This is a genomic window from Pseudomonas sp. 58 R 12 (assembly GCF_900005865.1).
GTDB classification, from domain to species: domain Bacteria; phylum Pseudomonadota; class Gammaproteobacteria; order Pseudomonadales; family Pseudomonadaceae; genus Aquipseudomonas; species Aquipseudomonas tritici.
Genome location: NZ_CVTP01000015.1, coordinates 136,302 through 156,319 on the forward strand (window position 1 = coordinate 136,302; position 20,018 = coordinate 156,319).

Below are 20,018 nucleotides of genomic sequence, written 5' to 3' on the forward strand. Positions count from 1 at the left end.
AATGCACAACCCATCCTGCCCCGACTGGGCCGAAGCCCTGCTCAACGGTTTCAGCCAGATCTTCCTGCAGCGCCAGCCGCTGTGTGGCCTGCTGTGCCTGCTGGCCATCCTGATCGGCGCCCCCGCCTTGTTCGGCGGGGCGTTGCTGGGTGGTGTGGCGGGGTTGCTCACGGCTCAGCGCCGCGGCTATCCCAAGGCTGAGCGCCAGGCCGGCCTTTATAGCTACAACGGCGTGTTGCTGGGCGTATTGATCAGCCATTGCTTCGCCTGGTCGGCCTTGTTGCCACCGCTGATCCTGGCGTGCGGTGGCTTGAGTGCGATCCTGACCCGGCAATGGTTGAAGCGCGCCAGTCAGCCCGATGACTTGCCAGCGTATACCGCGCCTTTTGTCGTACTGGGTTGGTTGCTACTGGGCATGGTCCCGGAGAGTACACTTACCCTGAGCGAACCCGACACCTTGAACATCCTCACGGCACCTTTTATCGGACTCGCCCAAATCATGCTGCTGGACCAGCCCATCGCCGGGGCCCTGATTGCGCTGGGCTTGTGGCTGGCCAACCGCCGCGCCGCCGTGTGGGCCTTGATTGGCGCCAGTGTCGGCGTGCTGATTGCGCTGTGGCTGGACGAACACGCCAGCGCCCTCCTCGGCCTGCACAGCTACAACCCTGCATTGGCAGCGCTGGCATTGAGCCAAGTGCGCCGGCAACCCTGGCTGCCGCTGCTCGGCATCGTGCTGGCGATCCTCCTCACGCCGGGCTTTGCCGCCCTGCACCTGCCCGCGTTGACCGCGCCATTCATCCTTGCTTGCTGGCTGGTGCGCGCAGGCGGTCGCGTGCTACGCAAACCCTGCATGGACAGGCCCTTCGAATCCCCCTAGGCTTGCCCGATATCAGTTTCAGGCGGGATTTATGGACAGCAACAACGACTGGCGCCAGCGGCTCTACGTCATGGTTTTTCAAAGTGACACCAAGGCCGGACGGCGTTTTGACGGCATCCTGCTGCTGATCATCCTCGCCAGCCTGGTGATCGTGATGCTCGACAGCATCGACCAGATCCACCAGAACTACGCTGACGTGCTGGCCTATATCGAGTGGGGGTTTACCCTCATCTTCCTGATCGAGTACGGGCTGCGGCTGTACTGCTCGCCCAAACCGTTGCGCTATGCCTTCAGCTTTTATGGGCTGGTGGACCTGCTGGCCATCGTGCCCGGCATCCTCGCGCTGTATTACAGCGACGCGCAGTACCTGCTGATCATCCGCATCATCCGGATGCTGCGGATTTTCCGCGTGCTCAAGCTCAGCCCGTACCTCAAGCAGGCCAATTACTTGATGGCGGCGCTGCGCGGCAGCAAGCAGAAGATCGTGGTGTTCCTGGTGAGCGTGTGCACGCTGGTCACGGTATTCGGCACCTTGATGTACGTGATCGAAGGCCCGGAACACGGCTTTACCAGCATCCCCAAAGGTATTTACTGGGCCATCGTCACGCTGACCACCGTGGGCTTTGGCGATATCGTGCCGAAGACGCCGCTGGGCCAGGTGATTTCGTCGCTGGTGATGATCACCGGTTATTCGATCATCGCCGTGCCTACCGGTATTTTCACCGCCGAACTGGCGAGTGCCATGCGCGGCGAACAGCTGCAGACCGACTGCCCGGTGTGCAAGAAAGACAGCCATGAGCCCAACGCCGCGTTCTGCTCGCGGTGTGGGAGTAATCTTTTTCGTAAAGTGGAATAAGCAAAGTGCGTTTTAATCTTTAAACGTCTATGCGCCGCCAGCTATAGTCGCTGGCAAAATGCCCTCACGCGTACAGTAACCTTCTCGAACAACAAGGAATGAGCAGTGAAAAAACTCGTTAGCGCCTCTCTTCTGGCCGCCGGCCTTGCCCTGGCGGGCGCCGCACAGGCTGCCCCGGTCACACTGCTCAACGTCTCCTACGACGTGATGCGCGATTTCTACAAGGACTACAACGCCGCCTTCCAGAAACACTGGGAAGCCGAGCACCCAGACGACAAGCTGACCCTGCAGATGTCTTTCGGCGGTTCCAGCAAACAAGCGCGCTCGGTCATCGACGGCCTGCCGGCTGACGTCATCACCATGAACATGGCCACCGACATCAACGCCCTGGCCGACAACGGCAAATTGGTGCCGGACAACTGGGTCACCCGCCTGCCGAACAACAGTGCACCGTTCACCTCCGCCACCGTATTCATCGTGCGCAAAGGCAACCCGAAAGCCCTGAAAGACTGGCCGGACCTGCTCAAGGACGGCGTGCAAGTGATCGTGCCCAACCCGAAAACCTCGGGTAACGGCCGCTACACCTATCTCTCGGCCTGGGGTTATGTGCTGAAAAACGGCGGTGATGAAGAGAAGGCCAAGGCCTTCGTCGGCAAACTGTTCAAACAGGCGCCTGTGCTGGACACCGGCGGCCGTGCGGCTACCACGACCTTCATGACCAACCAGATCGGCGACGTGCTGGTGACCTTCGAGAACGAAGCTGAAATGATCGCCCGTGAATTCGGCCGTGATCAGTTCGAAGTGATCTACCCAAGCGTCTCTGCCGAAGCGGAGCCGCCGGTGTCGGTGGTCGACAAGGTGGTCGAGAAGAAAGGCACCCGCGTGGCTGCCGAAGACTACTTGAAGTACCTGTGGTCGCCGGAAGGCCAGGAGATCGCGGCGAACAACTACCTGCGCCCACGTGATCCGAAAGTGCTGGCCAAATACACCGACCGCTTCCCGAAAGTTGACTTCCTGTCGGTGGAGAAGACCTTTGGTGACTGGCGCACGGTGCAGAAGACTCACTTCAATGATGGTGGGGTGTTTGACCAGATCTATTCCGGTCAATAAGCCCTGGTTCAAAAGCCCCTGAGTTCAGGGGCTTTTGCTTTATGCAGGGATACACCACACACCCTCACTGCCTGTACCCTTCCTGGGAAACGGCGCATCGACTTCAAACCCAGCCCCCTTCAACCGCAGTCGCCCGGCCGGACCGTTCGGGAACTCACTCGCGGCGATGGGCACCACCACAAAGCCACTCTTCTCACCGCAGGCCTCGCTGACGGCCAGTGCAACCGTGGCACGATCAAACGTGACACGACCTTTTGATGGTGAGAACTGTGCCGAGAAATCCACGAGCATCTCGTCGGGCGCCTCTTCAACCTGATAGCTGCCGCTCATGCTGATAGACCCGGCCACAGCGCTCATGGGGACCATGAGGCGTACCGTGTCGGGGTGCTTCAGCTGTGTAATGACAGGATCAATGACCCGCGCCAGGTGCCGATTGCGCTCGCTAATCTCCTCGGCGATCCGTCGATTCAGCGCTGCATCAGGCACATCGACGCTCTGCCTCACGTTCGCCAGCAAACGTTGGACGGGAGTTTGCCCCTCGATGATTGACTGCCACCCATTGGCGTCCAGACGGTCCAGGATATAAATGGCCAATGCGCCCAACGCGTAGCTTTCGCCATCCAGAGACAAGGCTGCAGCGCTCGGGAAGCGTGCCATCACGCCTTGCGCCCAGGCTTCAGGCTCATCCGCAGCAACACTCGCAAAAGTCCGAGCAAGCCCTTCTATGTATTCGGCGGTGCCTTCGAGAATGTCGTAGTAGCGAATGTCCTGAGCCTCCAGGGCAAATTCGGTCTGCCAACGGTCATGCCAATAGCGCGCCTTGCCCAACGCCTGGGGATCACCTTGCAGCGATGCATATAAGGCGTTGATCAAGTGTTGCCGGTACTGCCTGGGCTGGGCCTGAAGAGGATAACGCCCGGCGCGCGAGCCCGAAATCAATTGCCAACCGGCCTGACCAAAGAAATGAAAGGCTTCATGGGTTGCCAGTGCAAACAATGCTGGCACTGCGCTGGGATTGTTGAGCATGTTGCGCGCTTCAACCTCTGGCAAGGTTTGACCCAGGCCCATATAGACGGTGGGTCGCCCCTCCCACAGCAGTTCCTTGAAGGATTTGTAATCCGACGAAAAACCAAGCGCGTGTACAGGTCCCGCCGCAATCGCCCGATAACCGTTTGCATCGATCAGCCAGGCCGAAACGCCGTCGTACACCAGAATCTGCGCCTGAGCATAAAATCCGGTCTGGCCTTTCAGGCGCTCCATTGTTGCCAGCCTCGGCCAGGCGGATGCGGTAGCCGCGGCCATCCGCTCGACGTAAACCGTGTGAGTGATCGTTTCGAGCTGTTTTTCAGCGGCGACTGTGATGACCGGTACGAGCAGGCAAGGCATCAACATCTGGATAATCCGCATAGTGAGGTTCCTGTCTTGATTCAGCCTGCGAGCGTGCATGCGTCGAATCTACGACAGGCAGCCCCTGCGGCCTTGCCAGACAAGTCCTGTAACTGCGTCGGAACCAGCCTATATGAAAAAGCCAACTACATAGGGGGTGTTACGCCATCTTTGCCGGCCGAGATGGCCTGGGCAGTGACCGTCCCATCCGCCCCCTGCGCCGCAAACAACACCACCTTCACCCCCGCCTTGAGCAAGCTGCGATCCCCTGGTTCCAGGTTGACGATCGGCACACCCTCCGGCACCACGATCTTCTTCTCGCCGCCTTTGTACTTCACGGTCAGGGTACGGCCGTTGCTGACCACCAAGTCGCCAACGGTGCCGTTGGTCATGCTGCTGCCTTCTTTCAAATCAAACGCGCGGTGCCCTTCGCCCGTGCCGGCCATGGCCGGTGGGAACACATGCACTTCAAGCGCAGTCAACGTGCCATCAGCATTGGGCATGGCCGCCGAACCGATGTAACTGCCGGGCTTGATCTCGTCGATCTTGGCCAGGGTGACGGCGCGTACTTGAGTGGCCTGTGTCAAATGCACCGTGACGTCTTCGCCGCTGTTGACCTTGACCTGCATCGTATCGCCGTCCATGGCGGTGATGGCGCCGCGCACGCCCACGCGCGGGGCCTCGGCAGCCTGGGCCAGCCCTACGGCCATGGCGGCAGCAAGCGTGGAAGCCAGGAGCATCTTGTTCAACGTGATCTTCATTGCAATGGATTTCCTGTTTCGGCGGTTGTTTCTGAATGTATCATCCCCCTTCGCGCAGAAAGTTAACGATTCACTCATCATTACCGGGCATGGGTGTTATCACTGCCACCAGCCTACCCAGGCTACGGTGTTGTCTTTAGGCTCGCCCCACTTCCTTCGCTTTTATGAGAACACCATGAACGCTACTTCCCACGCTACAAGCACCATGACCCGGAGCATGGTGATGCTGTTTGCGTTTTGCTGCGGCGCCATCGTCGCCAACATCTACTACGCGCAACCGATCATCGAACTGATCGCGCCGGACATCGGCCTCACGCCTGCCATGGCCAGCCTGATCGTATCGCTGACGCAAATCGGCTACGCCCTTGGCTTGTTTTTCCTGGTGCCCCTGGGCGACCTGCTGGAAAACCGCAAGCTGATGATCGCCACTACCGTGCTCGCTATCGCCAGCCTGCTGGGGGCAGCGTACACCGAACAACCCAACCTGTTTTTGCTGGTGTCGTTGCTGATCGGCTTCAGTTCGGTGTCGGTGCAGATCCTGATCCCGCTGGCCGCGCACCTGGCGCCCGCCGAGTCCCGTGGCCGTGTAGTCGGCAGCATCATGGGTGGCCTGTTGCTGGGTATCCTGCTGGCCCGACCGGTGTCCAGCGTGGTCGCGGACCACTTTGGCTGGCGCGCAATGTTCATGGCGGCGGCGGCGTTGATGGCATTTATCAGCGTGGTGCTGATGCTGACCATTCCTAAACGTCAGCCGGATCACTCCGCCAGCTATGGCCAATTGCTGGGTTCATTGGGCACCTTGCTGCGTCAGCAACCGGTACTGCGCCAACGGGCGTTCTACCAGGGCTGCATGTTCGCCACCTTCAGCCTGTTCTGGACCGCCGCCCCACTGGAGCTGGCGCGTAACCACGGCCTGAGCCAAAGTGAAATCGCGCTGTTTGCCTTGGTCGGTGCCCTGGGTGCCATCGCCGCGCCTATCGCAGGTCGCCTGGCCGACGCCGGCCATACCCACCGCGCTTCGTTGCTGGCCATGCTGTTTGCCGCGCTGAGCTTCCTGCCAGCCTTCGTACATCCGTTGTACAGCGTCATCGGCCTGGCCGTGACCGGCGTGGTCCTGGACTTCTGCGTGCAGATGAACATGGTGCTTGGCCAACGCGCCATCTACGCCCTCGACGCCAACAGCCGCAGCCGACTGAACGCGCTGTACATGACCAGCATCTTCATCGGCGGCGCTTTCGGCTCGGCGATTGCCAGCAGCGTGTATGAACACGGCGGTTGGCTGGGTGTGATGCTGGTGGGCAGCGCGTTTCCGTTGCTGGCGCTGTTGCGGTTCCTCAGCGCTTCGCGTCAGGCCACGGCTGCCACCGCTTGAGTGACGGGTTTAAGGCTGGTGTTTTCCCGCGGATGCCTGGCCGGACGGCGAGGTTATCAGGCTTATCAGCTGCGCGAAAAACGCTAACAGGGTGATGGCAAACATTTGGATCAAGCCGGCGGCGCCTTCCAGTGTCTTATCCTGCAACGGGGCGGGTGCAGGGGCAGGCGTCGGCGTAGGTAAAGGCTGGACGTTAGGTGTCTTACCGCCCCCCTGCACGTCGGCTGGCTTGATCTCCCCTTTGCTCTTGACTACCAGGTCTGCGTTGCCCGTGCCTTTCAGGTCAATAGCCAGGCTTGAGAGGCCCGTACGGGGGTCATGCTTGAGCATCGCCTCACCCGCTCGCCCGGTGAACCGGTCAGTAAACACCAGGGCCCCCACACCCGCGTCCTTCATGGCGCCCGAAACGTCGATCTTATCGGTGCCGCTGGTGAAGTCCTCGATCATGTCAGGGTCGGATGGCGTGGAGTCGCTGGCCTTGTCGTAGACAAAGGTGTCTGCGCCGCCACCGCCTCTCAGGGTGTCGCCCCTCCCACCCCCCTTGAGCAGATTACCGGCTTCATTCCCCGATATCGTGTCCCGGCCAGAGCCGCCAATCGCGTTTTCAATCGTGCAACCCTTGGCAATGGACACATTGCCCTTCAACCCACCTACGTCAGAAAACGATTCGGCATTCAGGTTGATGTTCTGGTCCTGGGAAAAGCCGGAGAAATCCAGCGTGTCGACACCACCACCGTCCCAGACACAGAACACGGGTTTGTCCTTGGCGCTATTGAGGCTCATCGCCTCTCGCTCGGTATTGGAATTGAAGCCATAGGTGGTGTCGGTGTTACGGGTTTGGTGGTTGGCCCCGTACAAGCGTTGCGCCGCCGCGATATCGTCCATCATCGGCGCAGAGGGGTTCTGCCCCTTGAAGTCGTGCCCCTTCTGATTCTTCTCCGACCAATAACTCATCACCGTGCGCGCCTTTGTATCCTCGGCGTAGACCGCGCCGTTCTGGTAATTGGAGCCACCGCCGTTGTAGTTCCCCGGATGGTGCAGGCCAATGGCGTGGCCCACTTCATGGATCGCAGTGACTGAAAAGTGACTGCCCAATGCCGGCGACCCGCTCTCTCTTAGCGTGCCGATCGTGGCAGATGTGTTGGCAGTGGAGCGACCGGGAAATGTGGCAACCCCACGATCACCGCGAGGGTTATTGCGGATATTGAGCGTGCCGTCCGAGTTGCCTGACTGCTCGCGAAAATTGATATTGGCTACGTCCTGCCAGGACTGCACCGCCTGGCGGACGCGTTGCTGCTGTGGTTTGGTGAAACTGTTGTCCACCGTGTAATTCACGTCGACCTTCGAGTCGCCGTTACGGTCATGAAATCGCAGGTTGTCCCGCGTGATGTGTTGGGCTGCCTGGTCCGTGGTGTAAGTCGGCTTGTTACCAGCCCCCACACCAAACGGGCCGGGGTCCGATACCGGTAGGTTGTGAAGCGGAATAACGCTACGCAGGTCATAATTGTTCATTGTGCGGCACCTTTGGTTTTAATAAATAGGGCCGGCCAACGGATCGTCGGCCAATCACTCCAGAGGTAAATTCGCACGTTGAAAAATCTGATACCAACGCAGATTTGGTTCTAACCGCAACACCTGTGAGCCCCGAAACACAAGGCGATACACCCAGGAATTCCTTTGCAATTTAAACACTCGACAACACAAATGCCCGGGCGGTATCGAGTTGTTTTGGCAAGAGAAAAACAAAATCTAAAAAAGCAGTGGTTACTCAAGTACGCCGTTTTTCCAGCGCTGAGGACACATCCATTAACCCTTCCTCAGGACCGCACCAGCTTCTCAAGCGCAGCATCCGCCAGGAAGGAAGAACGGCTCTTGATCTTATGCTCACGCACATAACGGTCGATGCGCTGGATGACATAACCAGGCAACGTCACATTGACCTTCTCGGTCTTGCCCAGGTAGGGCGAGATGTCCAATTCCAACATCCCCCAACCCATGCCGGCGTAGTCTTCGTGCGCGTGATGATTGGCGACCGACGTTGGCATCGGAATCGGCCCACCCTCTGCGGCAATCTCTTGCAGCCTGATGTGCGCGACTTCCACTGCGGCCTTGTAGGCCTCTTCAAAACTGTCCCCGGCCGTGACCGCGCCTGGGATATCGGGGATCTGGATACCGGTGGCGGTGAAGTCATCGCCCCATTCGATACAGATTGGGTATTGCATGAATATTCTCCTTAAAACTCAAACAGGCCGGCGCGTTTCCTGATGCTTCTGACAGTGCCCAGCGGCAAATCCTTTTTAGGATGGGGAGCGGGGATCGTGTACGGGTTATAGCGGTGGGTGAATATATGATGACTGCCCGTAACTCGATCCAACACCCAGCCTGCCTCTTGCAGTTCCTTGATCAATAACCTGCTTTGCACCTCAGCATCCTTGGCCTGGCCTGAATAAAAATAACCCTAGAGTTATCTTTACTCAAACATAAAATGACCAATCCTGACTGACGGCTGTTTTACCGGATGTTGAAGGCCCATCTGCTCAACGCTTAAACACATGACACACGCAGGCCATCGCCTTAGGCTTGGGCGCCGCCAACCCAAACAGGAATCACCGATGGACCGCCTCACCGCCATGGAGACCTTCGTCCACGTTGTCGAGACCGGCTCTTTCTCCGCTGCCGCCAAACGCCTGGGCATTGGCCAGCCCGCCGTCTCCAAAAGCATTGCGCAACTGGAGACGCGCCTGGCGGTGCGCCTGGTACTGCGCTCCACACGGGGCCTGACGACGACCGAGGCAGGCCTGGCCTTTTTCGAGAAAGCCAAGCGCGCCATCGATGAAGCCAACGCGGCCGACGACGCCGCCCGTGGCGCAGGCGCGGGACTCACCGGCAACCTGCGCATCAGCGCGCCGGTGACCTTCGCCCGGATGCATATCATTCCTCACCTGAGCCCCTTCCTCTCGCAGTTCCCCGAATTGAATGTGGACGTGGTGCTCGACGACCGCAGCCTCAACCTGGTCGAGGAAGGCATCGACGTGGCCCTGCGCATGGGCAACCTGAATGATTCAAGCCTGACCGCGCGCAAGATCGGTGAATCGCCGTGCATCATCCTGGGCACTCCGGCCTACTTCGAACGCTTCGGCGAGCCCCTCACACCGGCGGACTTGCTGCATCACGAGGCAGTCATCTATACCCGCGGCGAAGGCTCGCACTGGGCCTTCACTCAGGGCGACACAGAGCACCCGATCGTCGCCCACGGCCGCGTGCGCGTCACTGCGGCTGAAGGTGTACGCGCAGCCGTGTTGAGCCATTTGGGGCTGACATTATCGTCCACCTGGATGTTTGCGCCGGAACTGGCCAGTGGCGAAGTGAAACCAGTACTGACCGACTGGACGTTGCCGGCCAGGGACTTATGGGCGGTGTTCCCCACCGGCAGGATGGCGAGTGCCAAGGCGCGGGCGTTTGTCGAGTATGTGCAGGGATTATCGTTGTAGGACCGTACTGTCGAAGCGGGGGATGCGGCCATTCAGCGAGGGCCAATAGCTGAACGCGATAGCGCTGGCAAATAAGCTCGGCTGACGCTGCAACATTGCCAGAATCGCGTTCGAGGCGATGGTCAACGCGAGCGTCTGCCCTGGGCAATGGTGTCGCCCAGAACCAAAACTGAAGACTCGCCGTTGCGCACGTTCAAGCTGGAACGTGTCAGGGTCCGGGTTCGCATCAGGGTCGCGATTGGCCGCCGCCAGCAACACCAGAATAGTATCCCCCGCCTCTACAACACGGCGGCCAATCGTGCAGCGCCCGGCAACGAATCGCCGTGTGTTTTGCACCGGCGAATCATAGCGGGCCACCTCCTCCACCAACGCGGTGACCAGGGTCGGCGCGCGCTGGATCTGTTCGACCAGATCCGGACGCCGCGAGAGCAACACCAGCGTATTGCCGATCAGGCCAGCCGTCGCTTCGCAGGTCTGCGACAACAGTCCAATCAGGTTGGCATTCAGCACTTCAGCGTCCTGCCAATCCCCCCTGCGGATCAGTGCCAGCAACCCTGTTTCCTCAAGCACGCCACTGAACACCTGCCTCAATTGCGACACGCCTGCATCGGCATTCTGCAGTTGAGCTGCGTTGCTCAAGGGCGAGAGGCAGGCCACGAAGTCCCGGGTTGAATCAGCAACGGTTTTTAACTGCTCGCTGGGCACGCCCAATAGCTGTGCAACCACCAATACCGGCAGGGTGAACATCCATTCATCCGGGGTATTCATACGGGAGCTGAGTTGCTTCACTACGACAGCCATTTGCTGCGTGTCGAGAGCGGCCAGCGCCGGTTCGATGATCGCCCTCGGGCAGCGATGGGCAGCGCCTTCATTCATGCGCATCAACCGCGCGAACACCTGGCCTGCTGCACGTTGCGCAATGGCGGGAGGCACCGGTTCATGGGGTGGGCGAACACGGCAGTCAGGGTGCGCCAAAACAGCCCCGACCGTCTCTGCGCGGCTGGCGACCCACAGCCCAAGTTCGGCATCGAACAGCAGCTCTTCATTACGCCGCAAACGGGCGTAGTAGGCATAGGGGTCTGCATGGGTGGCGGCTTCAAGCGGCGTCATTGAGTACGTCCTGTTCAAAAAGAACCGTTACTATCGGCGCTCTCGCACGGTGATGATTCGCTCAGGAACGAAGTATGAACGCCCACGACGATGACGCCGCACTCTCACACATCGCCGGCGCAATTGCAGAACCCGCACGCACTCGAATGCTCTGTGCGCTGATGGACGGCCATGCGCGTACCAGCACCGAAATGGCGGTGATTGCCGAGGTCAGCGCATCCACCGCCAGCGCTCACCTAGCCAGGCTCAAGGAGAACGGTTTGATCGAACTGCACACCCAAGGCCGTCATCGTTACTACCGCTTGGCGGGGGCCCATATCGCCCAAGCCATCGAGAGCCTGATGGTGATCAGCCGCCACAGCGCCAAGGCGTTTGTGCCGAACACGCCCAGTCGCCTGCAGTTCGCGCGTACCTGTTACGACCATATGGCCGGCACACTCGCCGTGCAGTTGCACGACCATTTCATAGCAACCGGATGGTTGGCCGGCGACGGTAATTACCAGCTCACCGCGCCGGGTGAGAAAGCCATGCTTGACCTGGGTCTGGATGTCACCGCACTGCGGGCGCAACGCCGTCGCTTTGCCTGTGGTTGCCTGGACTGGAGCATGCGCCGCCCACACCTGGCCGGCGCATTGGGCGCGGCGTTGCTGCAAAGCATGATCAGCCGTGGATGGGTGACCCAGGACCTGGACAGCCGCGCATTGGGAGTGACGCCCAAGGGGCGCAAGGAATTGGCGGGTCGGTTTGGAATAGAAACAGCAGGGTAATGAAGATCAACTGTGGGAGCTGGCTTGCCTGCTCCCACAGGGTTTAGGGGCCCAGATAGTCAAGCGCATGCCGAGTGCCCGTGGTCGAGGCAGCACAGCAGGCGCTCGACCGTATGCTCCAGCGGGCCGGAATTATCCAGTAGGAACAACCCCGCACCGTTGCCGTCGATCAGCTCGGCGGTGAACTGTGCATTGCGTGCCAGGCGCGCTTCAATATCCGCCAGCGCCTCACGCCCCCGTGCGATCAAGCGCTGGCGCAACACCGCCTGATCCACCGTCAGCAGCAACACCAGCGACGTCGGATAACGCTCTCGAGTCTGCGCCAAGTGCGCGCGCGAGCCGTTGACCAGCACGTCGTGCCCCGCCGCCAGCCAGTCGTCGATCGCCTTGGGAATGCCATAGGACAAGCCATTCGCCTGCCAACTGAGGGCAAACGCGCTCTCGGCCTGCATCGCGGCAAACCGCTCCGGGCTCACACCTCGCGCGGCCTCGCCCACCGCTTCTGCCGAGCGGGTGATGACGCGGCGCACGATGTGGCAACCGCGCTCGGCCAAACGCGGACGTGCGGCATCCAGCAGGCTGTCCTTGCCCGAGCCGGAAGGCCCGATGAGATAGATCAACCTGCCTGCCATCAGAACACCCTCGTTACTTGTCGCCGGTCACCAGGCCGACGGCGCACACATTACCCCAGGAAGGCCGGTTCGCCACCGGGTATTTCGTTGTTTACAGTAGCGTACCCTGGGCTGATGGCCGAGGAGATCTCCTGTGGCAGCTTCATTGGATGAAGGCAGGCGTTTCAAGCCATGAAAAAGGCGACCCGAAGGTCGCCTTTTGTCATTGCGCGTACTGCTTGCTCAACCCCGGCGGTACACCCTGCACGTCGGTCTCTTCCCACGGCCCGTTCGGGCTGATGGAGCGGCTCCAGCCGTTGCTCCAGCGGTAATACGTGCGCTGGCGGTAGAAGGTGTCGGGCTGCTCTTCCAGCACATACACCTGCATCTTGCCGTCCCAGTGGCTGGCGGCGCCTGGAGGTGGTGCGAAGGTTGGCGATTTGGTTGGCACTGGTTTCGGCGGCGGGGTCACCGGACCGGAAGGCTTGGTGCCTGGCTGGGTCGACGGGCCCGACGGTGGGATGGTCGGGCCGGTAGGCGCAGGAGGTGGCCGGTGGACCGCACAAGCGCTCAGGCCCAATACCAGGCTGAGCAGGGTGATGCGTGCGAGTGCGGTCATAGGCGTTTCCTCAAGTTTACTTATCCGGACTGTCGATGGTCAGCTGCTGCAGCGCAGTGGTGGAGCTGGCCAGGGGTTGGCTGCGGCCGATCCACTCGCCCGTGGTCGGTTGACCGGCCCGGGATATGCGCGCAACCAGTTGGACTTCGGGGAAGTTCGACAGTTTCAACTGCGGCATCATCGCGTCGCTATCGCCCAATTCGACGGTGATCGGCAGTTCGGCGACGGTGACGCGCTTGGCTGCCAACGGTGCAGGCGGGCCTTTCACGGCGCGGGCGAAGATGAATACGCTGTCGGTTGGCAGCGCCTTGGCCTTCACGTCGGCGGACACGTCCACCCGGACGTTCATCACGGATTTTTGAGGGGCGACGGTGCCGCCGCTCTCTTTCAGCTTCTCGGCCGCACGGTCGATGCCGCCTTGCAGCGCCGCGCGGGAATTGTCTCCCGGCGGCAATTGCGCCAGCAGACGGTTCCAGTAATCGATCGCTTCCTGATAACGCTGACCTTCAAACGCCGCGATACCCAGCAGGCCAAGGCTGGTGACTTCCTTCGGATCGAGCTTCAAGGCTTCGTCAGTCAGGGCCTGAACCTTGGGCGACCACTGTTTATTGTCGGCAAAGTACTGCGCCTGGGCCCACTGGCCGAGCAGCTCCGGCTGGCGACCGGCGATGGCCACGGTGCGCTCGAAGACTTTCGCGGCATCGGCGGAACGGTCCTGAGCCATGTAGGCGCGACCGAGGAAATACAGGCCTTCCGCCGAATCCGGCTGCGCGGCCGCGGCGCGCTCCAGGCGCTGGGTCATGTCTTCCATGGACACTGGCGGCTGGGAGAATTCGCGGGTCAGCTCGACCTTGTCGCTCGCGCCGTAATGCAGGTACAGCGCAACGCCCAGGACAGGCACCAAAAAGGCCGCCAACAATGGCAGCGGCTTGCCCAAACGCGATTCGCGAGGCTTTTCCACGCCTTCGGTGTCAGCCAGCAATTCGCGGGCAGCTTCGGCGCGACCGGTGTCGAGTTGCGCGGCATTCAGCACGCCTTCGTCCTGCTGCACTTGCAGCTCGGCGACGCGCTCCTGGTACAGCGCCACGTTCAGCGCGGTCCGGTCCTCTTCACGCTGGGCACGGCGGCCACGCAACACAGGGATCAACAGGAAACTCAGGGCAATCAGTAGCAGCAAGCCGGCTGCGAGCCAGAAATCAATCATCAGTCTTGGTGTCCAGCAATTGGTCGAGGCGTTTACGCTCTTCGGGGGACAGCGCGTCGGAACCATCGGTAGGCGCGGCGCGGCGGCGGCGCACGATCACGGCCATCACCACCACGCCGGCCAGCAACAGCCCGGCAGGGCCGAACCAGAGCAGCGCGGTCTTGCCGGTGAGGGCCGGTTTGTAGCGCACGAAATCACCGTAGCGGTCGACCATGAAGTCGATGATCTGCTGGTCGTCCTTGCCCTCCCCCAGCATGCGGAAGATCTCTCTGCGCAGGTCGGTGGCGATGGGCGCGTTGGAATCGGCGATGTCCTGGTTCTGGCATTTGGGGCAGCGCAGTTCCTTGGTGAGGTCGCGGAAACGCTCACGCTCGGCGTCGTTGGCAAATTCGTAGGTGTCGATGGCGGCGTGGGCCACGCCAGCCAATCCGAGCGCCAGAACAGCGGCGGCTAACAAGCGCTTCATGGCTTGGCCTCATCGACCAGCGCCTGGTACTTGGCGGCCAATTGTTCGCGCCAGACCACCTCATCGATCACACCCACGTATTTGTCGCGGATCACGCCCTTGGCATCGATGAAGAAGGTTTCCGGGGCACCGTACACGCCAAGGTTCAGGCCGAGGTTGCCGTCTTCATCACGGATATCCAACTGGTACGGGTTGTGGAACTCGGCCAGCCACTTCAAGGCCGCTGCGTTGTCGTCCTTGTAGTTGATGCCGTAGATCACCACGCCCTTCTCGGCCAGTTTGTTCAGCACCGGGTGTTCGACGCGGCACGAGATGCACCAGGTGCCCCACACGTTGACCAGTGCCGGTTTGCCCAGCAGGTCGGCCTGGGTCAGGGTCTTGTCGCCCTGCACCGTCGGCAGGCTGAACGCGGGGAACGGTTTGCCGATCATTGCCGAGGGCAACTCGGCCGGGTCCAGGTACAAGCCGCGATAAAGGAACACCGCCACCACCAAAAACAACGCCAGCGGCACAACCATCAACCAACGTTTCATACCGCCGCTCCCTGGCCGAGGGCTTCACGCACCCGGCTCTTGACCTTGACCCGATAACGCCGGTCCAGCGCGGCGAGCAAACCACCGAAACCGGTGAGCAAACCGCCGAACCAGATCCAGCGCACGAACGGTTTCACATGCACGCGCACCGCCCAGGCACCCTCGCCCAGCGGTTCACCCAATGCCACATAGAGGTCGCGGGTGAAACCGGCGTCGATCCCGGCTTCGGTCATCATCGAACTCTGCACGGTGTACAGGCGTTTTTCCGGGTGCAGCACGGCGATTTCCTTGCCGTTGCGGACGACACGCACGGTGCCTTTGTCTGACGTGAAGTTCGGGCCTTCAAAGTGCTTGGCGCCTTCGAAGATGAAGTGGTAACCGGCCAGGTCCATCGACTCACCGGGCGCCAGGCGCAGGTCGCGCTCGGCGCTGTTCTGGCTGGAAAGCACCACGCCCAGGGCGCACACGGCGATACCGATGTGGGCGATCTGCATGCCCCAGTAGCTGCGGGTCAGCGTCGGCAAGCCTTTGAGCAGTCCCTTGTGGCGGGTTTTGTCGAAGATGTCACGCACGCCGGCCAGCAATACCCAGGCAGCGAGCAGGAAGGTCGCGAGCACTGCCCAGTTGAAGTCGCCATAAGCGAAGCCGGCGATCACCGCCAAGGCCACGCTGCCGAGCAACACTGGCATCAGCATGCCGGCCAGCCATTTCACCGGGGTGTCTTTCCAGCGCACCAGCATGCCGACCGCCATCACCACCATCAACAGGCCCATCAACGGGATAAACAACGCGTTGAAGTAAGGCGGGCCGACCGACAGTTTGGCGCCACTGAGGGCATCCAGCACCAGCGGATACAGAGTGCCAAGCAGGATCATCGACGCGGCCACCACCAGCACCAGGTTATTACCCAGCAGCAGGGTTTCCCGCGACCACAGGTTGAAGCCGACCTGGCTCTTGACCACCGGGGCGCGCAGGGCGAACAGCGTGAGTGAGCCGCCCACCACAAACAGCAGGAAGATCAGGATGAACACGCCGCGCTCCGGGTCGGACGCAAACGCGTGCACCGAGGTCAGCACGCCCGAACGCACCAGGAATGTGCCGAGCAGGCTGAGGGAAAACGCCGCGATGGCCAGCAACACGGTCCAGCTCTTGAACACACCGCGCTTTTCGGTGACAGCCAGCGAGTGAATCAATGCCGTGCCGACCAGCCATGGCATGAAGGAGGCGTTTTCCACCGGGTCCCAGAACCACCAGCCACCCCAGCCAAGTTCGTAGTAAGCCCACCACGAGCCGAGGGTGATACCGATGCCGAGAAACGCCCAGGCGACGATGGTCCACGGCCGCGACCAGCGCGCCCAGGCTGCATCGAGACGCCCGCCGAGCAAGGCGGCGATGGCGAAGGCGAAGGCCACGGAGAACCCCACGTACCCCATGTAAAGCATCGGCGGGTGCACGATCAGGCCGATGTCTTGCAGCAGCGGGTTGAGGTCGTGCCCGTTTACCGGGATCTGCGGCAAGATGCGCGTGAAGGGGTTGGAGGTCATGATCAGGAACAGCAGGAAACCGATGCTGATCATGCCCATCACCGCCAGCACCCGCGCCAGCATCACTTGCGGCAGTTGGCGCGAGAACACCGACACGGCGAAGGTCCAGCCGCCGAGGATCAACGCCCACAGCAGCAACGAACCTTCGTGGGCGCCCCACACGGCGCTGAATTTGTAGTACCACGGCAGCGCGCTGTTGGAGTTATTGGCGACATAGGCGACGGAAAAGTCGTCGGTCATGAAGGCGTAGGTCAGGCAGCCAAACGCGAACAGCAGGAACGCGAACTGGCCCCAGGCGGCCGGCTGCGCCAGGCTCATCCACAAGCGGTCACCGCGCCAGGCGCCAAGCAATGGCACCACGGCCTGGACGATGGCAAAGCACAGGGCGAGGATCATCGCCAACTGGCCCAGTTCCGGAATAAACAGTGCGGACGTCATGGCTCAGCCCTCCTTGGCAGGCATTGGCGCGGACTGGCCGCTGTCTTTCAACGCTTTGGTGACTTCTGGCGGCATGTATTTTTCGTCGTGCTTGGCCAGCACTTCATCGGCCACCACTACGCCGTCGGCGTTGAGCTTGCCCAGGGCGACGATGCCTTGGCCTTCGCGGAACAGGTCCGGGAGGATGCCGCGGTAGGTGATGGTCACAGATTTGCTGAAGTCGGTGACCACAAAGGTCACGTCCAGGGAATCGCCGGAACGCTTCAAGGAGCCCTTCTCAACCATGCCGCCAGCACGGATGCGCGTATCGACAGGCGCTTCGCCGTTGGCGATCTGGGTCGGGGTGTAGAACAGGTTGATGTTCTGCTGCAGAGCGCTCAAGGCCAGGGCCACGGCAATGCCGACGCCAGCGAGGATGGCAAGGATGATCAACAGACGCTTTCTACGCAGCGGATTCACTTTTCGGTCTCCCGGCGCAGACGACGCGCCTCTTGTTGCAGGTAACGCTTGCGGGCCAGGATCGGCGCGGCGACGTTGAGGGCCAGCACTGCCAGGCAGATGCCATAGGCCGTCCAGACATACAGGCCGTGGTGGCCCATGGCGATAAACTCGCTGAAAGAAGCAAAACTCATCCACGCGCTCCCAGGCTGCTGTGCACTTCGGCCTTGACCCAGCTGGTGCGGGCTTCACGCTTGAGCACTTCAAGGCGCATGCGCATCAGCAGCACGGCGCCGAAGAAACAGTAGAACCCCAGCACCATCAGCAGCAGCGGCGCCCACATTTCCACAGGCATCGCCGGTTTTTCGGTGAGGGTGAAGGTGGCGCCCTGGTGCAGGGTGTTCCACCACTCCACCGAGTATTTGATGATCGGGATGTTGATCACACCGACAATCGCCAGCACCGCGCAGGCCTTGGCGGCGCTGTCACGATTGCTGATCGCATTGCCCAGGGCAATCAGACCGAAGTACAGGAACAGCAGGATCAACATGGACGTTAGTCGCGCATCCCACACCCACCATGACCCCCAGGTCGGCTTGCCCCAGATCGCGCCGGTGACCAGCGCCACGGCGGTCATCCACGCACCGATGGGCGCGGCGCATTGCAGGGCAACGTCTGCGAGCTTCATCTTCCACACCAGCCCGACCACGCCGCACACGGCCAGCATCACGTAGCAGGACTGGGCCAGCATCGCGGCGGGAACGTGGATATAAATGATGCGAAAGCTGTTGCCTTGCTGATAGTCCGGCGGCGCGAAGGCCAGGCCCCAGACCAGGCCGATGCCGATCAGCAACACGGCAGCGATGCTCAAACACGGCAGCAGTTTGCCGCTGATGCCATAGAACCATTTGGGCGAGCCGAGCTTATGAAACCAGGTCCAGTTCATTGCTGTTTCCATCACGGTTGCTTCTTGTCGTGGCAAGAAGCGTAGGGTCTTTACTGACTGAACGTATAGCGCTCAGTCAGACCTCATTATTCGCCAACGCTGATCTTCAGGCCGGCCGCTATAGCAAAGGGTGTCAGGGTTACCGCCAGGGCGGTCAGGCTACCAAGCCACAGGAGGTAACCGGTCGCCGGCATGCCCATGAGCGCGGCTTGCAACGCACCGCTGCCCAGGATCAGCACCGGGATATACAAAGGCAGAATCAACAGGGCCAGCAACAGGCCGCCGCGCTTCAAACCCACGGTCAATGCCGCGCCCACCGCGCCCAGCAAACTGAGCACCGGTGTACCGAGCAGCAGGCTCAGGAGCAGGATCGGCAGGCATTCGGTGGGCAGGCCCAGCATCATCGCCAGCAGCGGCGAGAGCAAGACGAGCGCCAGGCCGGAAAAAGCCCAGTGTGCCAGTACCTTGGCCAGTACCAGAAGTGGCAAAGGGTGCGACGAAAGGACCCACTGTTCCAGGGAACCGTCTTCGAAATCACTGCGAAACAGCCCGTCCAGCGAGAGCAGGACGGATAAAAGTGCGGCGACCCACACCAGTCCCGGGGACAAGGTTTGCAACAGTTTAGTCTCGGGGCCGACCGCCAACGGGAACAACGCGATAACAATGGCGAAGAATACCAGCGGGTTGGCCAACTCGGCCGGGCGACGACACAGCAGCCGCGCTTCGCGGGCAACCAGCAGGGCGAATACGCTCATGCCGACCACCGCCCCAGGTCTAGGTCACGGTAACCGGCGGGCATGCGATTTAGCGTGTGATGAGTGGTGAGCACAACCAGGCCGCCCCGCTCGCAGTGTTGGGCCAGGTGTTCTTCCAACTGGGCGACGCCTTGTTTATCGAGGGCGGTGAACGGTTCATCGAGAATCCACAACGGCGGGCCGGGCAGATACAAACGCGCCAGGGCCACGCGGCGCTGTTGGCCGGCGGACAGGGTGTGGCAGGGCACGTCTTCGAAACCCTTGAGACCAACAGCGGCCAGAGCCTGCCAAATGGCATCGCGCGCAGCAGGATGATGCAGGGCGCTGAGCCAACTGAGGTTTTCTTCGGCGGTGAGCACGTCCTTGATGCCGGCGGCGTGGCCGATCCAGATCAGGTTGCGTGCCAGTTCGGTGCGTTGTTCGTTGAGGGGCTTGCCGTTGAGGCGTACCTCGCCGGCCGTCGGCTGCATCAGCCCGGCCAGCAGGCGCAGCAAACTGGTCTTGCCGCTGCCGTTGGGGCCACTGATCTGCACCATGTCACCGCCCGCCAGCCGCAGTTCGAGATGCTCGAACAGCAGGCGCAGGTCGCGTTCACAGGAGAGCGCTACGGCTTCAAGAAGAGGGCTGGTCAAAAGATCGCGGGCCTTTACGGTTCAAGTCGGCGGTGCAGCGGCCGTTAAAGAGAAATGCACAATAACGGCTTTGGCGACCGATTTTAGAGAGCTGGATCAAAT

At 61.2% G+C, this 20,018-nt stretch carries 23 protein-coding genes; 6 read left to right on the forward strand and 17 right to left on the reverse strand.

Annotated elements, in window-relative coordinates; genetic code table 11:
• Nucleotide 1: 1 nt before the first annotated feature.
• From BFP95_RS09020 to BFP95_RS09030, 3 genes are all read left to right on the forward strand, one after another.
• The gene (locus BFP95_RS09020; RefSeq protein ID WP_065872685.1) at nucleotides 2-877 is read left to right on the forward strand and encodes an urea transporter; all 876 of its coding nucleotides are present in this window, start codon (nucleotides 2-4) and stop codon (nucleotides 875-877) included.
• A gap of 31 nt (nucleotides 878-908) precedes the next feature.
• Nucleotides 909-1,733: an ion transporter gene (locus BFP95_RS09025; RefSeq protein ID WP_049709249.1), complete on the forward strand. Its 825-nt coding sequence runs from the start codon at nucleotides 909-911 to the stop codon at nucleotides 1,731-1,733.
• A 105-nt stretch (nucleotides 1,734-1,838) separates the two neighbouring features.
• A complete protein-coding gene (locus BFP95_RS09030; RefSeq protein WP_065909888.1) occupies nucleotides 1,839-2,843 on the forward strand; it encodes a sulfate ABC transporter substrate-binding protein in 1,005 nt (334 codons plus the stop codon).
• A 39-nt stretch (nucleotides 2,844-2,882) separates the two neighbouring features.
• Here BFP95_RS09030 and BFP95_RS09035 read toward each other — a convergent pair whose 3' ends face one another.
• Together BFP95_RS09035 and BFP95_RS09040 are read right to left on the reverse strand one after the other, a co-directional pair.
• On the reverse strand, nucleotides 2,883-4,250 hold the full coding sequence (locus BFP95_RS09035; protein WP_065882454.1) for a hypothetical protein: 1,368 nt from the start codon (nucleotides 4,248-4,250) through the stop codon (nucleotides 2,883-2,885).
• A gap of 125 nt (nucleotides 4,251-4,375) precedes the next feature.
• Nucleotides 4,376-4,990 (reverse strand): DUF5666 domain-containing protein, encoded by a 615-nt coding sequence (locus BFP95_RS09040; protein ID WP_065882453.1) that lies wholly within the window; start codon nucleotides 4,988-4,990, stop codon nucleotides 4,376-4,378.
• Nucleotides 4,991-5,165: 175 nt separating this feature from the next.
• On the opposite strand from BFP95_RS09040, the gene BFP95_RS09045 reads away from it, so the two are divergent.
• Entirely contained in the window at nucleotides 5,166-6,362 is a 1,197-nt protein-coding gene (locus tag BFP95_RS09045; protein WP_083207090.1) for an MFS transporter, read from the forward strand.
• A gap of 9 nt (nucleotides 6,363-6,371) precedes the next feature.
• Here the strand turns inward: BFP95_RS09045 and BFP95_RS09050 are convergent, their stop codons facing one another.
• The 3 genes from BFP95_RS09050 to BFP95_RS09060 all read right to left on the reverse strand — a co-directional run bounded on the left by BFP95_RS09050 (nucleotide 6,372) and on the right by BFP95_RS09060 (nucleotide 8,784).
• Nucleotides 6,372-7,874, reverse strand: coding sequence for a M10 family metallopeptidase C-terminal domain-containing protein (locus tag BFP95_RS09050; protein WP_065909889.1), 1,503 nt, complete (start codon nucleotides 7,872-7,874; stop codon nucleotides 6,372-6,374).
• A 305-nt stretch (nucleotides 7,875-8,179) separates the two neighbouring features.
• Nucleotides 8,180-8,584, reverse strand: a complete 405-nt coding sequence (locus BFP95_RS09055) for a type II toxin-antitoxin system HicB family antitoxin (RefSeq protein WP_065872691.1) — start codon at nucleotides 8,582-8,584, stop codon at nucleotides 8,180-8,182.
• Nucleotides 8,585-8,595: 11 nt separating this feature from the next.
• Entirely contained in the window at nucleotides 8,596-8,784 is a 189-nt protein-coding gene (locus tag BFP95_RS09060; RefSeq protein WP_065872692.1) for a type II toxin-antitoxin system HicA family toxin, read from the reverse strand.
• Nucleotides 8,785-8,974: 190 nt separating this feature from the next.
• On the opposite strand from BFP95_RS09060, the gene BFP95_RS09065 reads away from it, so the two are divergent.
• Entirely contained in the window at nucleotides 8,975-9,853 is an 879-nt protein-coding gene (locus BFP95_RS09065; RefSeq protein ID WP_065872693.1) for a LysR family transcriptional regulator, read from the forward strand.
• On the opposite strand, the gene BFP95_RS09070 is transcribed toward BFP95_RS09065, so the two are convergent.
• Complete coding sequence (locus BFP95_RS09070; RefSeq protein ID WP_065872694.1) at nucleotides 9,842-10,963, reverse strand: cytochrome P450; 1,122 nt, start codon at nucleotides 10,961-10,963, stop codon at nucleotides 9,842-9,844. The two genes, BFP95_RS09065 and BFP95_RS09070, sit on opposite strands and share 12 nt — an antisense overlap.
• Nucleotides 10,964-11,037: 74 nt before the next feature.
• Between BFP95_RS09070 and BFP95_RS09075 the strand changes: the two genes are divergently transcribed.
• A complete protein-coding gene (locus tag BFP95_RS09075) occupies nucleotides 11,038-11,730 on the forward strand; it encodes an ArsR/SmtB family transcription factor (protein ID WP_065872695.1) in 693 nt (230 codons plus the stop codon).
• Between the two features lie 59 nt (nucleotides 11,731-11,789).
• Here BFP95_RS09075 and phnN read toward each other — a convergent pair whose 3' ends face one another.
• The 11 genes from phnN to ccmA form a co-directional block, all read right to left on the reverse strand.
• Nucleotides 11,790-12,362: a phosphonate metabolism protein/1,5-bisphosphokinase (PRPP-forming) PhnN gene (gene phnN, locus BFP95_RS09080; protein WP_065872696.1), complete on the reverse strand. Its 573-nt coding sequence runs from the start codon at nucleotides 12,360-12,362 to the stop codon at nucleotides 11,790-11,792.
• 202 nt (nucleotides 12,363-12,564) lie between these two features.
• Nucleotides 12,565-12,960 carry a hypothetical protein gene (locus tag BFP95_RS09085; RefSeq protein WP_065872697.1) on the reverse strand — a complete coding sequence of 132 codons (396 nt, stop codon included), beginning with the start codon at nucleotides 12,958-12,960 and terminating at the stop codon, nucleotides 12,565-12,567.
• A 16-nt stretch (nucleotides 12,961-12,976) separates the two neighbouring features.
• Entirely contained in the window at nucleotides 12,977-14,164 is a 1,188-nt protein-coding gene (gene ccmI, locus BFP95_RS09090) for a c-type cytochrome biogenesis protein CcmI (protein WP_065872698.1), read from the reverse strand.
• Nucleotides 14,157-14,630 (reverse strand): cytochrome c-type biogenesis protein, encoded by a 474-nt coding sequence (locus tag BFP95_RS09095; RefSeq protein WP_043050428.1) that lies wholly within the window; start codon nucleotides 14,628-14,630, stop codon nucleotides 14,157-14,159. Before BFP95_RS09095 ends, ccmI begins: the two co-directional genes overlap by 8 nt.
• Nucleotides 14,627-15,163: a DsbE family thiol:disulfide interchange protein gene (locus BFP95_RS09100; protein ID WP_010211784.1), complete on the reverse strand. Its 537-nt coding sequence runs from the start codon at nucleotides 15,161-15,163 to the stop codon at nucleotides 14,627-14,629. The genes BFP95_RS09095 and BFP95_RS09100 overlap by 4 nt, the downstream gene beginning before the upstream one ends.
• Nucleotides 15,160-17,145: a heme lyase CcmF/NrfE family subunit gene (locus BFP95_RS09105; RefSeq protein ID WP_065889464.1), complete on the reverse strand. Its 1,986-nt coding sequence runs from the start codon at nucleotides 17,143-17,145 to the stop codon at nucleotides 15,160-15,162. Before BFP95_RS09105 ends, BFP95_RS09100 begins: the two co-directional genes overlap by 4 nt.
• Before the next feature lie 3 nt (nucleotides 17,146-17,148).
• Entirely contained in the window at nucleotides 17,149-17,604 is a 456-nt protein-coding gene (gene ccmE / locus BFP95_RS09110) for a cytochrome c maturation protein CcmE (RefSeq protein ID WP_065872700.1), read from the reverse strand.
• Nucleotides 17,601-17,777, reverse strand: a complete 177-nt coding sequence (ccmD, locus tag BFP95_RS09115; RefSeq protein ID WP_049709263.1) for a heme exporter protein CcmD — start codon at nucleotides 17,775-17,777, stop codon at nucleotides 17,601-17,603. Before ccmD ends, ccmE begins: the two co-directional genes overlap by 4 nt.
• Nucleotides 17,774-18,529 (reverse strand): heme ABC transporter permease, encoded by a 756-nt coding sequence (locus tag BFP95_RS09120; RefSeq protein ID WP_065872701.1) that lies wholly within the window; start codon nucleotides 18,527-18,529, stop codon nucleotides 17,774-17,776. Before BFP95_RS09120 ends, ccmD begins: the two co-directional genes overlap by 4 nt.
• 86 nt (nucleotides 18,530-18,615) lie before the next feature.
• Nucleotides 18,616-19,284, reverse strand: a complete 669-nt coding sequence (gene ccmB, locus BFP95_RS09125; protein ID WP_017734375.1) for a heme exporter protein CcmB — start codon at nucleotides 19,282-19,284, stop codon at nucleotides 18,616-18,618.
• Nucleotides 19,281-19,916, reverse strand: a complete 636-nt coding sequence (ccmA, locus tag BFP95_RS09130; protein ID WP_065872702.1) for a cytochrome c biogenesis heme-transporting ATPase CcmA — start codon at nucleotides 19,914-19,916, stop codon at nucleotides 19,281-19,283. Before ccmA ends, ccmB begins: the two co-directional genes overlap by 4 nt.
• Between the last annotated feature and the right edge of the window lie 102 nt (nucleotides 19,917-20,018).

Excerpts from the sequence above, each read along its gene's own strand:
- ccmD (WP_049709263.1), bottom strand. The coding sequence starts at position 17,777 with ATGAGTTTTGCTTCTTTCAGCGAGTTTATCGCCATGGGCCACCACGGC.
- BFP95_RS09045 (WP_083207090.1), top strand. The coding sequence starts at position 5,166 with ATGAACGCTACTTCCCACGCTACAAGCACCATGACCCGGAGCATGGTG.
- BFP95_RS09075 (WP_065872695.1), top strand. The coding sequence starts at position 11,038 with ATGAACGCCCACGACGATGACGCCGCACTCTCACACATCGCCGGCGCA.
- BFP95_RS09050 (WP_065909889.1), bottom strand. The coding sequence starts at position 7,874 with ATGAACAATTATGACCTGCGTAGCGTTATTCCGCTTCACAACCTACCG.
- BFP95_RS09035 (WP_065882454.1), bottom strand. The coding sequence starts at position 4,250 with ATGCGGATTATCCAGATGTTGATGCCTTGCCTGCTCGTACCGGTCATC.
- BFP95_RS09070 (WP_065872694.1), bottom strand. The coding sequence starts at position 10,963 with ATGACGCCGCTTGAAGCCGCCACCCATGCAGACCCCTATGCCTACTAC.
- BFP95_RS09085 (WP_065872697.1), bottom strand. The coding sequence starts at position 12,960 with ATGACCGCACTCGCACGCATCACCCTGCTCAGCCTGGTATTGGGCCTG.
- ccmI (WP_065872698.1), bottom strand. The coding sequence starts at position 14,164 with ATGATTGATTTCTGGCTCGCAGCCGGCTTGCTGCTACTGATTGCCCTG.
- BFP95_RS09100 (WP_010211784.1), bottom strand. The coding sequence starts at position 15,163 with ATGAAACGTTGGTTGATGGTTGTGCCGCTGGCGTTGTTTTTGGTGGTG.
- BFP95_RS09025 (WP_049709249.1), top strand. The coding sequence starts at position 909 with ATGGACAGCAACAACGACTGGCGCCAGCGGCTCTACGTCATGGTTTTT.
- phnN (WP_065872696.1), bottom strand. The coding sequence starts at position 12,362 with ATGGCAGGCAGGTTGATCTATCTCATCGGGCCTTCCGGCTCGGGCAAG.
- ccmB (WP_017734375.1), bottom strand. The coding sequence starts at position 19,284 with ATGAGCGTATTCGCCCTGCTGGTTGCCCGCGAAGCGCGGCTGCTGTGT.
- BFP95_RS09120 (WP_065872701.1), bottom strand. The coding sequence starts at position 18,529 with ATGAACTGGACCTGGTTTCATAAGCTCGGCTCGCCCAAATGGTTCTAT.
- BFP95_RS09095 (WP_043050428.1), bottom strand. The coding sequence starts at position 14,630 with ATGAAGCGCTTGTTAGCCGCCGCTGTTCTGGCGCTCGGATTGGCTGGC.
- BFP95_RS09065 (WP_065872693.1), top strand. The coding sequence starts at position 8,975 with ATGGACCGCCTCACCGCCATGGAGACCTTCGTCCACGTTGTCGAGACC.
- BFP95_RS09040 (WP_065882453.1), bottom strand. The coding sequence starts at position 4,990 with ATGAAGATCACGTTGAACAAGATGCTCCTGGCTTCCACGCTTGCTGCC.
- BFP95_RS09055 (WP_065872691.1), bottom strand. The coding sequence starts at position 8,584 with ATGCAATACCCAATCTGTATCGAATGGGGCGATGACTTCACCGCCACC.
- BFP95_RS09020 (WP_065872685.1), top strand. The coding sequence starts at position 2 with ATGCACAACCCATCCTGCCCCGACTGGGCCGAAGCCCTGCTCAACGGT.
- BFP95_RS09105 (WP_065889464.1), bottom strand. The coding sequence starts at position 17,145 with ATGACGTCCGCACTGTTTATTCCGGAACTGGGCCAGTTGGCGATGATC.